At 52.7% G+C, this 13228-nt stretch carries 13 protein-coding genes; 9 read left to right on the plus strand and 4 right to left on the minus strand.

Annotated features, from left to right (window positions below):
• Positions 1 to 30 precede the first annotated feature (30 nt).
• The 5 genes from ubiI to M4I31_RS04130 all read left to right on the plus strand — a co-directional run bounded on the left by ubiI (position 31) and on the right by M4I31_RS04130 (position 7052).
• Positions 31 to 1233 carry an FAD-dependent 2-octaprenylphenol hydroxylase gene (ubiI, locus tag M4I31_RS04110; RefSeq protein ID WP_085048760.1) on the plus strand — a complete coding sequence of 401 codons (1203 nt, stop codon included), beginning with the start codon at positions 31 to 33 and terminating at the stop codon, positions 1231 to 1233.
• Between the two features lie 452 nt (positions 1234 to 1685).
• Positions 1686 to 2780, plus strand: coding sequence for a glycine cleavage system aminomethyltransferase GcvT (gene gcvT / locus M4I31_RS04115; RefSeq protein WP_038633507.1), 1095 nt, complete (start codon positions 1686 to 1688; stop codon positions 2778 to 2780).
• A 24-nt stretch (positions 2781 to 2804) separates the two neighbouring features.
• Positions 2805 to 3194 carry a glycine cleavage system protein GcvH gene (gene gcvH / locus M4I31_RS04120; protein ID WP_006686886.1) on the plus strand — a complete coding sequence of 130 codons (390 nt, stop codon included), beginning with the start codon at positions 2805 to 2807 and terminating at the stop codon, positions 3192 to 3194.
• 162 nt (positions 3195 to 3356) lie between these two features.
• A complete protein-coding gene (gene gcvP, locus M4I31_RS04125) occupies positions 3357 to 6230 on the plus strand; it encodes an aminomethyl-transferring glycine dehydrogenase (RefSeq protein WP_085048761.1) in 2874 nt (957 codons plus the stop codon).
• A gap of 78 nt (positions 6231 to 6308) precedes the next feature.
• Positions 6309 to 7052 (plus strand): SDR family oxidoreductase, encoded by a 744-nt coding sequence (locus M4I31_RS04130; RefSeq protein WP_069324817.1) that lies wholly within the window; start codon positions 6309 to 6311, stop codon positions 7050 to 7052.
• A gap of 93 nt (positions 7053 to 7145) precedes the next feature.
• On the opposite strand, the gene bglA is transcribed toward M4I31_RS04130, so the two are convergent.
• Together bglA and M4I31_RS04140 are read right to left on the minus strand one after the other, a co-directional pair.
• The gene (gene bglA / locus M4I31_RS04135) at positions 7146 to 8579 is read right to left on the minus strand and encodes a 6-phospho-beta-glucosidase BglA (protein WP_038633498.1); all 1434 of its coding nucleotides are present in this window, start codon (positions 8577 to 8579) and stop codon (positions 7146 to 7148) included.
• 120 nt (positions 8580 to 8699) lie between these two features.
• Positions 8700 to 9428 (minus strand): MurR/RpiR family transcriptional regulator, encoded by a 729-nt coding sequence (locus M4I31_RS04140; protein ID WP_085048762.1) that lies wholly within the window; start codon positions 9426 to 9428, stop codon positions 8700 to 8702.
• A gap of 52 nt (positions 9429 to 9480) precedes the next feature.
• On the opposite strand from M4I31_RS04140, the gene yqfB reads away from it, so the two are divergent.
• Complete coding sequence (yqfB, locus tag M4I31_RS04145; RefSeq protein ID WP_085048763.1) at positions 9481 to 9792, plus strand: N(4)-acetylcytidine aminohydrolase; 312 nt, start codon at positions 9481 to 9483, stop codon at positions 9790 to 9792.
• 163 nt (positions 9793 to 9955) lie between these two features.
• A complete protein-coding gene (locus M4I31_RS04150; RefSeq protein WP_038633489.1) occupies positions 9956 to 10615 on the plus strand; it encodes a hemolysin III family protein in 660 nt (219 codons plus the stop codon).
• A gap of 91 nt (positions 10616 to 10706) precedes the next feature.
• Here M4I31_RS04150 and ygfZ read toward each other — a convergent pair whose 3' ends face one another.
• Positions 10707 to 11687: a tRNA-modifying protein YgfZ gene (ygfZ, locus tag M4I31_RS04155; protein WP_085048764.1), complete on the minus strand. Its 981-nt coding sequence runs from the start codon at positions 11685 to 11687 to the stop codon at positions 10707 to 10709.
• Between the two features lie 256 nt (positions 11688 to 11943).
• Here ygfZ and sdhE point away from each other — a divergent pair, with 256 nt between their 5' ends.
• Together sdhE and M4I31_RS04165 are read left to right on the plus strand one after the other, a co-directional pair.
• Entirely contained in the window at positions 11944 to 12210 is a 267-nt protein-coding gene (sdhE, locus tag M4I31_RS04160) for an FAD assembly factor SdhE (protein WP_016154349.1), read from the plus strand.
• On the plus strand, positions 12191 to 12598 hold the full coding sequence (locus tag M4I31_RS04165) for a protein YgfX (RefSeq protein ID WP_038633481.1): 408 nt from the start codon (positions 12191 to 12193) through the stop codon (positions 12596 to 12598). Before sdhE ends, M4I31_RS04165 begins: the two co-directional genes overlap by 20 nt.
• 100 nt (positions 12599 to 12698) lie before the next feature.
• Here M4I31_RS04165 and fldB read toward each other — a convergent pair whose 3' ends face one another.
• Positions 12699 to 13220, minus strand: a complete 522-nt coding sequence (fldB, locus tag M4I31_RS04170; RefSeq protein ID WP_038633478.1) for a flavodoxin FldB — start codon at positions 13218 to 13220, stop codon at positions 12699 to 12701.
• Positions 13221 to 13228: the final 8 nt, after the last annotated feature.

Raw genomic sequence — 13228 nt, forward strand, 5'->3', positions numbered from 1 at the left:
TTTGATTGTTCCGGTTTCCAGGAGTAAACAGTGCAAAGTGTTGATGTAGCAATTGTCGGTGGCGGCATGGTGGGACTGGCGGTTGCCTGCGGCTTGCAGGGCAGCGGGTTACGCGTTGCGGTGTTAGAACAACATGTTCCGCAGTCGTTGGCGGTGGATGCACCTCCTCAGCTTCGCGTGTCGGCAATCAATGCCGCCAGTGAAAAACTGCTTACTCGTTTGGGCGTCTGGTCAGATATCGCTGCCCGTCGCGCGTGCTGCTATCACGGTATGGAAGTCTGGGACAAAGACAGCTTCGGGCGCATTGAATTTGACGACCAGAGCATGGGCTACAGCCATTTGGGCCACATCGTCGAAAACGCAGAGATTCATTACGCGCTATGGCAAAAGGCGCAGCGTTCGCCGGATATTACGCTGCTGGCGCCCGCTGAAATACAGCAGGTAGCCTGGGGTGAGAACGAGGCATTTCTGACTCTGAAAGAGGGCACAATGCTGACGGCTCGCCTGGTGATCGGCGCGGATGGCGCTAACTCCTGGCTGCGTAATAAAGCAGACATTCCGCTCACCTTCTGGGATTACCGTCATCATGCGCTGGTGGCGACGATCCGTACGCAGGAAGCTCACGGCGCTGTTGCGCGCCAGGCGTTTCACGGCGAGGGTATCCTGGCATTCCTGCCGCTCAGTGACCCGCATCTATGCTCTATCGTCTGGTCACTTTCTCCGCAGGAAGCCGAACGCATGCAGCAGGCAAGCGTTGATGAGTTTAATCAGGCGCTGAATATCGCTTTTGATAACCGTCTGGGACTGTGCAGCGTTGAAAGCGAACGGCAGACGTTTCCGCTGACGGGACGCTATGCTCGTCAGTTCGCCGCCCATCGTCTGGCGCTGGTGGGTGATGCGGCGCATACCATCCACCCGCTGGCGGGTCAGGGGGTTAACCTCGGCTTTATGGATGCGGCAGAGCTTATCGATGAGCTTAAGCGGCTACACCGTCAGGGCAAAGATATTGGCCAGTATCTCTATTTGCGTCGTTATGAGCGCAGCCGTAAGCACAGCGCAGCAATGATGCTGGCCGGTATGCAGGGCTTCCGTGAACTGTTTGCCGGCGAGAATCCGGCGAAAAAACTGCTGCGTGATATTGGTCTGAAACTGGCCGATACCCTTCCGGGTGTAAAACCGCAGCTCATCCGTCAGGCGATGGGACTGAACGATCTTCCCGAGTGGCTACGCTAGCGTCCGTAAGGACAATCTTAAGAGTTTGAGACCCGTCACATTTTCCTCTCCCGGCCCTCGCGCCGGGATGCTTCTCTCATTTGAAATAATCTAATTCCACACCTTTTTTCGCATTAGTTTTTTTAATATCACGTTTTTTTCATAACGCCATTTTTGACATTTTTTCCATATTTAATGTGGTTTGATGCTGATTTTTTCTTCTCTATGCTGTTTGTTGTTCTGATTTATTTGCGTACTTGTGGATTTTTATTCTGTCGTCGATCTGGCCATTTTTTGCCATAAGCTAATGTGATGGCTAATTTTGCCTTATGGTTTAGCGTCTGTTTCGGTGGTAAGTTCAGGACAAAGAGAACGTTTGCGTCGTAGCCCCTGGAGCGGCTGCGGTGCTGGGTTTCGTGGCGAAAATTTCACCGCGAAAGAGTTGGTAGCCCCGCTTATTCAACGAGGAAAAGATGGCTCAACAGACTCCTTTGTACGAACAACACACGCTATGTGGCGCGCGCATGGTAGATTTCCATGGCTGGATGATGCCACTGCATTACGGTTCTCAGCTCGATGAACACCATGCTGTTCGCACCGATGCCGGTATGTTTGATGTGTCGCATATGACCATCGTCGACCTGCGCGGCAGCCGCACCCGGGAGTTCTTGCGTTATCTGCTGGCAAACGACGTTGCGAAGCTAACGAAGACGGGTAAAGCCCTCTACTCCGGTATGCTTAACGCATCGGGCGGTGTGATAGATGACCTGATTGTCTATTACTTCACTGAAGATTTCTTCCGCCTCGTTGTAAACTCCGCCACCCGCGAAAAAGACCTCTCCTGGATTACCCAACATGCTGAACCCTACGCCATCGACATCACCGTTCGTGACGACCTGTCGCTGATTGCGGTGCAGGGGCCAAACGCGCAGGAAAAAGCAGCCACGTTGTTTACTGACGAACAGCGCCATGCGGTAGAAGGTATGAAGCCGTTCTTTGGCGTTCAGGCGGGTGATTTGTTTATCGCAACCACCGGTTATACCGGCGAAGCAGGCTATGAAATCGCCATGCCGAATGAAAAAGCGGCTGATTTCTGGCGTGCGCTGGTACAAGCAGGCGTCAAACCTTGCGGTCTGGGCGCGCGTGACACGCTGCGTCTGGAAGCGGGTATGAACCTGTATGGTCAGGAGATGGACGAAGGGATTTCTCCGCTGGAAGCCAACATGGGTTGGACCATTGCGTGGGAACCTGCCGACCGCGACTTTATTGGTCGTGAAGCACTGGAAATGCAGCGCGACAAAGGCCATGAACAGCTGGTCGGACTGGTGATGACCGAGAAGGGCGTGCTGCGTAATGAACTGCCAGTCCGTTTCACTGACGCTTCCGGTAACCAACATGAAGGCATTATCACCAGCGGAACATTCTCCCCAACCCTGGGCTACAGCATCGCGCTGGCGCGTGTCCCTGCGGGTATCGGTGAGACAGCGATCGTGCAGATCCGTAACCGCGAAATGCCAGTAAAAGTCACTAAACCTGTTTTTGTGCGTAACGGCAAAGCCGTCGCGTGATTCATCCTTTTTGGAGATTGATTGATGAGCAACGTACCTGCAGAACTGAAATACAGCAAAGAACACGAATGGCTGCGCAAAGAAGCTGACGGCTCTTACACCGTTGGTATCACCGAACATGCTCAGGAGCTGTTGGGTGACATGGTTTTCGTCGACCTGCCAGAAGTTGGTGCCACCGTCAGCGCGGGCGATGACTGCGCCGTTGCGGAATCCGTAAAAGCGGCTTCTGATATTTATGCGCCGGTAAGCGGTGAGATTGTTGCGGTTAACGACGCGCTCAGCGACTCCCCGGAACTGGTTAACAGCGAACCGTATGCCGGTGGCTGGATCTTCAAAATCAAAGCCAGCGATGAAAGCGAAATCGAATCGCTGCTGGATGCCACTGCGTACGAAGCATTGTTAGAAGACGAATAATGTTGTGCCGGATGGCGCTAATGCTTATCCGGCCTACTCACTGCAACGCGAATTATTTTGCGTATTCGTTTTCGCACGCGTAGGCCCGGTAAGCGTCAGCGCCACCGGGCAATTGAGTTAGAGACAATCACGATTCACTGCACGTTTCAGGAACCATCGCCCATGACACAGACGTTAAGCCAGCTTGAAAACAGCGGCGCTTTCATTGAACGCCACATCGGACCGGACGCCGCGCAGCAGCAAGAGATGCTGAATGCGGTTGGCGCCGAGTCGTTAAACGCGCTGATCGGCCAGATTGTGCCGAAAGACATTCAGCTCGCAACCCCGCCGCAGGTAGGCGAGGCGGCGACAGAATACGCTGCGCTGGCCGAATTAAAAGCCATCGCCGGGCGTAACAAGCGCTTCACGTCCTACATCGGCATGGGCTATACCGCCGTGCAGTTGCCACCGGTTATCCTGCGTAACATGCTGGAAAATCCGGGTTGGTACACCGCGTATACGCCGTATCAGCCGGAAGTCTCTCAGGGCCGTCTGGAAGCGCTGCTTAACTTCCAACAGGTCACGCTGGACCTGACGGGACTGGACATGGCCTCCGCCTCTCTGCTGGATGAAGCCACCGCAGCAGCCGAAGCCATGGCGATGGCCAAACGCGTCAGCAAACTGAAAAACGCCAACCGTTTCTTTGTGGCGGCTGATGTTCATCCGCAAACGCTGGATGTGGTTCGCACTCGTGCAGAAACCTTTGGTTTTGACGTCATTGTGGATGACGCTGAGAAAGCACTGGATCACCAGGATGTGTTCGGCGTGCTGTTGCAGCAGGTTGGTACCACTGGTGAAGTGCACGATTACAGCAAACTGATTGCTGAGCTGAAATCCCGTAAAGTTGTGGTCAGCGTCGCTGCCGATTTTATGGCGCTGGTTCTGCTGACCGCACCGGGCAAACAGGGCGCGGATATCGTTTTCGGCTCTGCGCAACGCTTCGGCGTACCGATGGGTTACGGTGGTCCGCACGCGGCATTCTTTGCCGCCAAAGACGAATTCAAACGCTCCATGCCAGGCCGTATTATCGGCGTATCAAAAGATGCGGCGGGCAATATCGCACTGCGCATGGCGATGCAGACTCGCGAGCAGCATATCCGTCGTGAGAAAGCGAACTCCAACATTTGTACCTCACAGGTACTGCTGGCTAACATCGCCAGCCTGTATGCCGTTTATCATGGTCCGGTCGGTCTGAAGCGCATCGCTAATCGTATCCACCGCCTGACCGATATTCTGGCGGCTGGTCTGCAACAGAAAGGCTTAAAGCTGCGTCATGCGCACTACTTCGACACGCTGTGTGTTGAAGTGGCCGATAAAGCTACGGTACTGGCGCGTGCGGAAGCGGCAGAGATCAACCTGCGCAGCGATATTCATAACGCGGTAGGTATTACGCTCGACGAAACCACCACCCGTGAAAACGTGGTGCAGTTGTTCAATGTTCTGCTGGGCGACAGCCACGGCCTGAACATCGACACGCTGGATAAAGATGTGGCGCTCGACAGTCGTTCCATTCAGAGCAGCATGCTGCGTGACGACGCGATCCTCAGCCACCCGGTGTTTAACCGCTACCACAGCGAAACCGAGATGATGCGCTACATGCACTCGCTGGAGCGTAAAGATCTGGCGCTGAATCAGGCGATGATCCCGCTGGGTTCCTGCACCATGAAGCTGAACGCCGCCGCCGAGATGATTCCTATCACCTGGCCGGAATTCGCTGAACTGCATCCGTTCTGCCCGCCAGAGCAGGCTGAAGGGTATCACCAGATGATCGGTCAGCTTTCCGAGTGGCTGGTAAAACTGACCGGCTATGACGCAGTCTGCATGCAGCCGAACTCCGGCGCACAAGGCGAATACGCTGGCCTGCTGGCGATTCGTCATTATCACGAAAGCCGTAACGAAGGCCATCGCGATATCTGCCTGATCCCGGCGTCCGCCCACGGTACTAACCCGGCTTCCGCACAAATGGCGGGGATGCAGGTGGTGGTAGTCGCCTGTGATAAGAACGGCAACATCGACCTTGACGATCTGCGGGCAAAAGCAGAACAACATGCTGCGAACCTTTCTTGCATCATGGTGACCTATCCGTCCACCCACGGCGTATATGAAGAAACGATCCGCGAAGTGTGTGAAGTTGTGCATCAGTTCGGCGGCCAGGTGTACCTCGACGGCGCGAACATGAACGCCCAGGTTGGAATCACCACGCCGGGCTTTATCGGCGCGGACGTTTCGCACCTCAACCTGCATAAAACCTTCTGCATTCCGCACGGCGGCGGCGGCCCGGGCATGGGACCGATCGGCGTTAAATCGCATCTGGCACCGTTTGTGCCTGGCCACAGCGTGGTACAGATTGAAGGGATGCTTACCCGTCAGGGCGCGGTGTCTGCCGCACCGTTCGGTAGCGCATCCATTCTGCCAATCAGCTGGATGTACATCCGTATGATGGGCGCAGAAGGTCTGAAGCAGGCAAGCCAGGTCGCTATTCTTAACGCTAACTACATTGCCAGCCGTCTGAAAGATGCCTATCCGGTGCTGTATACCGGTCGCGATGGCCGTGTAGCGCATGAATGTATTCTCGACATTCGCCCACTGAAAGAAGAGACCGGCATCAGCGAACTGGATATTGCCAAACGTCTGATCGACTATGGTTTCCATGCGCCAACCATGTCGTTCCCGGTAGCGGGTACGCTGATGGTGGAACCGACCGAATCTGAAAGCAAAGTGGAACTGGATCGCTTTATTAACGCGATGCTGGCAATCCGCGCTGAGATCGAGCGCGTGAAAGCCGGTGAGTGGTCGCTGGAAGATAACCCGTTGGTAAACTCGCCGCACACCCAGAATGAGCTGGTGAGCGAGTGGAACCACGGTTATAGCCGCGAAATCGCAGTCTTCCCGGCAGGCGTGGCGAACAAATACTGGCCTACCGTGAAGCGTCTTGATGACGTTTACGGCGACCGTAACCTGTTCTGTTCCTGCGTGCCGATGAGCGAATATCAGTAACTTTTCCGCGTAGTTGAATAATTTCCAGGCCGGGTAAGGCGAAGCCGCCTCCCGGCTTTTTCATATCTGGAGGTCTCTATGGGAATCGCACTTGTTACTGGCGGCAGTCGCGGTATTGGGCGAGCAACCGCGCTGCAACTGGCACTGGAGGGTTACACGGTCGCCGTTAATTTTCATCACAATATTCGTGCGGCAACCGAGGTGGTGAACCACATCGTCGCGGCAGGTGGTAAGGCATTTGCGCTGCGTGCGGATATCAGTGATGAAAGTCAGGTGCTGGCGATGTTTGAATCGATCGACCGTGAAGGGGAACCGCTGACTGCGCTGGTGAATAATGCCGGGATTTTATTTGAACAGACCACGGTGGAAAACTTAACTGCAGAGCGAATTAACCGCGTACTGGCGACCAATGTTACCGGCTATTTTCTGTGCTGTCGGGAAGCGGTAAAGCGCATGTCGTTTAAGCGCGGCGGTCAGGGTGGGGCGATTGTGAATGTCTCTTCGGCGGCATCACGGCTCGGTGCACCATTCGAATATGTTGATTATGCCGCTTCAAAAGGTGCGGTGGACACGCTCACCACCGGCCTGGCACTGGAGGTGGCGGCGCAGGGGATCCGCGTAAACTGCGTACGTCCAGGCCTGATCTACACTGAAATGCATGCGTCGGGTGGAGAGCCGGGAAGGGTTGATCGCGTGAAATCCATGTTGCCTATGCAGCGTGGTGGGCAGCCGGAAGAAGTCGCGCAGGCGATTTGCTGGCTACTGAGCGAGAAGGCATCTTACGTCACGGGCAGTTTTCTGGAGCTGGCCGGCGGGAAGTAGGGATTTAATGGCCGGATAGCGCTGCGCTTATCCAGCCCACGGGATCATACCTGTAGGCTGGATAAGGCGTTTACGCCGCCATCCGGCGAAAAATCACAGATTCTCGCCGTTGCTGGCGATCACCGCTTTATACCACTCAAAACTCTTCTTGCGTGAACGCGACATATCCCCAGTGCCGTCATCGTGCTTATTCACATAGATGAAGCCGTAGCGCTTGCTGTACTGACCGGTGGTGAACGAAACGCAGTCAATGCAGCCCCACGGCGTGTAGCCCATCAGATCTACGCCATCATAGGTGACCGCCTTCATCATCTCTTCGATGTGGGCGCGCAGATAATCGATGCGGTAGTCATCATTGATGCTGCCATCTGTTTCCACTTTATCGTAGGCGCCAAACCCGTTTTCAACGATAAACAGCGGCTTCTGATAGCGCTCGTACAGCTCACATAAAGCATAGCGCAGGCCAACCGGGTCAATCTGCCAGCCCCAGTCGGACGCTTTGACGTGCGGGTTCGGCACGCTACCCTCAAAACCGGAAATGGCATCACCGCTACCGCCTTCCGCTTTCACCGCGTTGGTCATGTAGTAGCTAAATCCGAGATAGTCGCAGGTGCCTTCACGCAGGATTTGCTCGTCGCCGTCTTCCATCCTGATGTTAAATTCGCGACGTTCCCACTCGTTCAACACATAGCTTGGGTAGTAGCCGCGCAGCTGGACGTCGGTAAAGACGTAGCGTTCACGCATTGACTCCTGGGCGAACATGACATCTTCGGGCTTACAGGAGAATGGATAGAGCGGCACCATAGCCAGCATGCAGCCCACTTTCATTTCCGGGTTGATGCGGCGTGCGGCTTTCACTGCGAGCGCGCTGGCCACGAACTGGTGATGCAGCACCTGGTACATGGTCTCTTCCGGGTTTTCATGCTCGGTATACACCACACCGGAGCAGCAATAGCCAAACAACGGTGCGCGCCAGTTACGTTGGTTATTGATCTCGTTGAAGGTCATCCAGTATTTGACTTTGTGTTTGTAACGCTCAAAGACGACTTCAGCAAATCGAACAAAGAAATCAACAACTTTGCGATTGGTCCAACTCCCATACTGTTGAACCAAATGTAGCGGCATTTCGAAGTGGGAAAGGGTGATGACCGGTTCGATGTTGTATTTCAGTAATTCATCGAACATGTCGTCATAGAACTTCAGACCTTCTTCGTTCGGCTGGGTTTCGTCCCCATTGGGGAAGATACGGGTCCATGCGATGGAGGTACGGAAACATTTGAAGCCCATTTCGGCAAACAGCTTAATGTCTTCTTTGTAATGACCGTAAAAATCGACGGCTTCGTGGTTGGGGTAGTATTTACCGGGCACGACTTCCTGAGTGATTTCTCGTGGAACGCCGTGTGCCCCACCGGTCAGTACGTCGCAAATGCTGGGGCCTTTGCCACCTTTGTTCCAGCCACCTTCGACCTGGTGCGCCGCAACCGCGCCGCCCCATAAAAAATCTTTTGCTAAGGTAAGTTTTTTCATCTGCGCTCAGTCTCAAATTAATACAATCTGATTTTGAGTCTAACAAAGGAAACCTAAATGTCACGATATAACAAAATAGCATTAATGTGATTTGTTACATCAAAAAAACAGATTGTTTTTTTACGCTATTCTTTTCGCCAGTTTGCGGCCAAGCGATTCCAGAATATAAATAACGGGGATTTGCGTGGTTATATCGTATACCCCGGCAATGCGTGTTTGTGGAACGTGCCAGGAGAGATTAAAGTCGGCGAGTTTCGCCAGACGTGACTGTTCATGGCTGGTTACAGACAACACTTTACAGTGGTGCAAGCTGAACTGGCTGGCAAAACGCAGGATCTCTTCTGTTTCGCCGGAGACGGAAAGCACGATTGCCAGCGCGTTTCTGGCCATATCATTGGTTACCGGAAAATAAGGGTCGTCAATATGATTACTGAATTTTCCAACGTTGGAGAAAAAACGCGCGCCGTATTTCGCAAGCGCTCCTGACGTTCCTGCGCCAACAAATATAATACGTTCGGAAGATAATATAATATCAACAGCCTGATCGAGCAGTTTATCGAATTCGTCGTTATTGACGCTTTTAAAAAAGCTGATAATTTCGCTGGCGCCGAAATTAGCCTGTTGCGGTTCATTCTGCTCTAAATATAATTTGAAGCGTACGCGAAATTCTGAGTAACCTTCACACTTAAGCTTGCGGCAAAAGCGCAGTACGGTGGTAGTGGAAACGCCCACGGCATCGGCCAGTTCGCGAATGGTCATGTACATGACTTTGTCACGATTTTTGATGACATAGTTGTAGACCAGCATCTCAAGATTGTTGAGACTGGCGATGGCAGCGTGGGAGAACATACTCACAATAGCAAAACTCACTCATCAGACTTTATCTACAGGGAATAATAACATGCAGCCAAATGACATCACTTTTTTTCAGCGTTTCCAGGATGACATACTGGCCGGACGCAAAACCATCACCATTCGTGACGAGTCCGAATCACACTTCAAAACCGGTGACATTCTACGGGTTGGGCGCTTTGAAGATGAGGGATACTTCTGCACGATTGAAGTTGTTGGCACCTCAACCGTCACGCTGGATACGCTGACTGAAAAACATGCTCAGCAGGAAAACATGTCGCTTGAAGAACTGAAACGTGTGATTGCCGAAATTTACCCGGATCAAACGCAATTTTATGTGATTGATTTTAAATGTGTTTGATTTAATGCGTACACTTGTTAGCTGAAAGATTAAAATTAATTATATGATTTTTATGAACTATTTATTTTAAGATAAATATTACGGCTAACAGGTGTTCACTGGAACCATTCTCAGTTACGCTAGAGGGGCAATAACGAAAGTGTTCGTTTCTCGGGAGTAAGCTATGGTTCAGAAACCATTAATCGCGCAGGGATATTCGCTGGCAGAGGAAATAGCCAACAGCATCAGTCACGGTATCGGGCTGGTGTTTGGGATTGTCGGGCTGGTGTTGTTACTGGTTCAGGCAGTGGATACCAACGCCAGCGCTATGGCGATTACCAGTTATAGCCTGTACGGCGGTAGCATGATCCTGCTGTTCCTCGCCTCAACTTTGTATCACGCGATCCCCCATCAGCGAGCGAAAGTCTGGCTGAAAAAATTCGACCACTGCGCGATTTATCTGCTGATTGCCGGGACCTATACGCCATTTCTGCTGGTGGGGCTTGATTCGCCGCTGGCACGTGGACTGATGATTGTTATCTGGAGCCTGGCGCTGCTCGGTATTTTATTCAAACTGACCATTGCGCACCGCTTTAAGGTTCTGTCGCTGGTGACTTACCTGACAATGGGCTGGCTATCGCTGATTGTGGTGTATCAATTGGCGGTTAAACTGGCGGCGGGAGGCGTGACCTTGCTGGCCGTTGGTGGTGTGGTGTATTCGCTGGGCGTTATTTTCTATGTCTGTAAGCGCATTCCATATAACCACGCGATCTGGCACGGCTTTGTACTGGGCGGCAGCGTTTGCCACTTCCTGGCGATTTATTTGTATGTTGGACAGGCGTAACCCTTGATTTCGGATGGCGGCTAACGCCTTATCCGGCCTACAAAATGTGCCTGTAGGCCGGATAAGCGTAGCGCCATCCGGCGTTAAGCTTTTACTCTTCCAGCGAATACGGCAGCGGCACAATATGCAGCGTTTTTGCGTCATCGCGAACGCGGAACACGCTGTCGGCTTCCATGTCGTTATTCATCACGACCTGCACCAGTATCTGGCCATCAGCGAGCTGTACTGCGGCGAGTACGGTACCAGTACGACGCCAGTTCTCACCCATTTTCAGTTCCAGATCTTCGCCAGCTTCCGGCACCCGGCTGGCCGTACCTGCCAGAGTCCACATGGCGCGTTTGTTGGCGCCGCGGAATTTGGCGCGCGCCACCATTTCCTGGCCGGTATAGCAGCCTTTTTTGAAGCTGATCCCGCCCAGAGCCTGCATATTGGTCGCCTGGGGAATAAACTGTCCGCTGTTGGCAGTATCAATGACCGGAATACCCGCTTCGATATCCAGCGCCAGCCACTGTTGACTGTTATTTAACTCCGCTTCGCCGCGCAGTTTCTCAACCAGGCTTTCCGCCGTTGCAACATCAACAATCAGCAGGAAACGCTCGGCAGGGTGTTCGAACCACAGTATTGTGGAAGCATCTTCGGTAATAACCTGTTTTTCGCTGTTCGGTAATTCGCTAAAGAGATTGGCCAGCGCCGCTCGTGCCTGGAATCCCGCTACGCCCAACAGAACACGCTCGTCGTCCGGCGCAATCACTACCTTCGAGAAGACCGCATATTTTTTCAGTTCTGTAAGCTGCGCATCGCGCAAGCTGCGGCGTTCAAGCCATGCAAAACCGTCACTGTTACGGAACAGGCGCAGATTGCTCCACATTTTACCTTTGGCATCACAATGGGCTGCCAGCACGTGCTGATGCTCGGTCATCTGGCTGACATCAGCCGTGACCTGACCCTGAATATACTTCTCACTGTCGACACCGGTAATGGTGGCGAGCGCCCAGTCATCGAGCGTCATTAGCGTCAGAGGTAAACGCGTTGACGCAAAAGGCTGGCGAGGAGGAAAAGATGTAAAAGCCATAATAATGTCCTGATTTGCTTAACGCAGTGATAATGACTAATGGTAAAAGAGCTATGGCCCATTGCAAGCGGTTTAAACAGGCTATTTGTGCCATATAGTAAGCTTTGCGAGGAGACATCCAAAAATGATGAATCCTTTGACTTAATGCGGTTTTATTTAGCGAATGTGCTTCCATTAGCTGATAATCCCGCAAAAGCGCGTGAAAAACACGTTACAATAGCCGGATACTTCGTTTTCGCGAGACAGGAAGAAGAACATGGATATTAATAATAAAGCACGTATTCATTGGGCATGCCGCCGCGGTATGCGCGAGCTGGACATCTCTATCATGCCGTTTTTCGAACATGAATATGACAGCTTAAGTGACGAAGAAAAACGTATCTTTATCCGTCTGCTAGAATGTGACGATCCAGATTTATTTAACTGGTTGATGAATCATGGGAAACCAGCTGATGCTCAGTTGGAGCAGATGGTGCGACTTATCCAGACACGGAATCGGGAACGTGGTCCAGTGGCAATCTGATTTACGCGTTTCATGGCGCGCGCAGTGGCTTTCGTTGCTCGTTCATGGGCTGGTCGCGGTATTTATTTTATTGATGCCCTGGCCTTTGAGCTACACCCCATTATGGATGGTTCTGCTCTCTCTGGTGGTGTTCGACAGCGTACGCAGCCAACGTAGAATTAACGCCTGTCAGGGCGAGATTAGGCTGTTGATGGACGGCCGTCTGCGCTGGCAAGGGCAGGAGTGGACTATCGTTAGCGCGCCCTGGATGGTCAAAACAGGCATGATGCTGCGTTTGCGTTCAGATACCGGGAAACGTCAGCATTTGTGGCTGGCGGCAGACAGTATGGATGAGGCTGAGTGGCGAGATTTACGGCGGTTAATGCTGCAACAGGCGAAGCAGGGGTAATGCCAACAAATATCTGATGGCGTGCCGCTTTAGGGCCTTAGGTTTGATGCGTGAGGTAAACCGGATAAGGCGTTCACGGCGTCATCCGGCAACACGCTTATCAGGACCAGTGTTCGGCCATTTCCCCAAGAATTTGCTCGCACCAGTTCTGGATGCGTTCATCGCTGAGATCGTACTGGTTCGTTTCATCCAGTGCCAAACCAACAAACAGCTGTCCATCAGCAATGACGGGTTTATCGCTGGTAAATTCATAGCCTTCGGTTGGCCAGTAACCGACAAACTTGACGCCTTTGGTGACCAGTTTATCGTGCAGCATCCCCAGCGCATCCAGGAACCATTCGCCATATCCTAGCTGATCGCCCATCCCGTAAAGCGCGACAATTTTGCCTTCCAGGTTGAGGTCGTCCAGTTGCTCCCAGACCGCTTCCCAATCCTCCTGAATTTCACCAAAATCCCAGGTCGGGATGCCCAAAATGAGCACATCATACTGCTCCATTAAGGTCGGGGAATCATCTTTGAGGTTGTGCAGTGTCACCAGTTCGGGACCCAGGATATCGCGGATTTTTTCTGCTGCCATTTCGGTGTAGCAGGTACTGGAACCGTAAAAAAGACCCATGTTCATGACGTAAA

This window comes from Citrobacter sp. XT1-2-2, from assembly GCF_023516235.1.
Classification (GTDB): domain Bacteria; phylum Pseudomonadota; class Gammaproteobacteria; order Enterobacterales; family Enterobacteriaceae; genus Citrobacter; species Citrobacter werkmanii.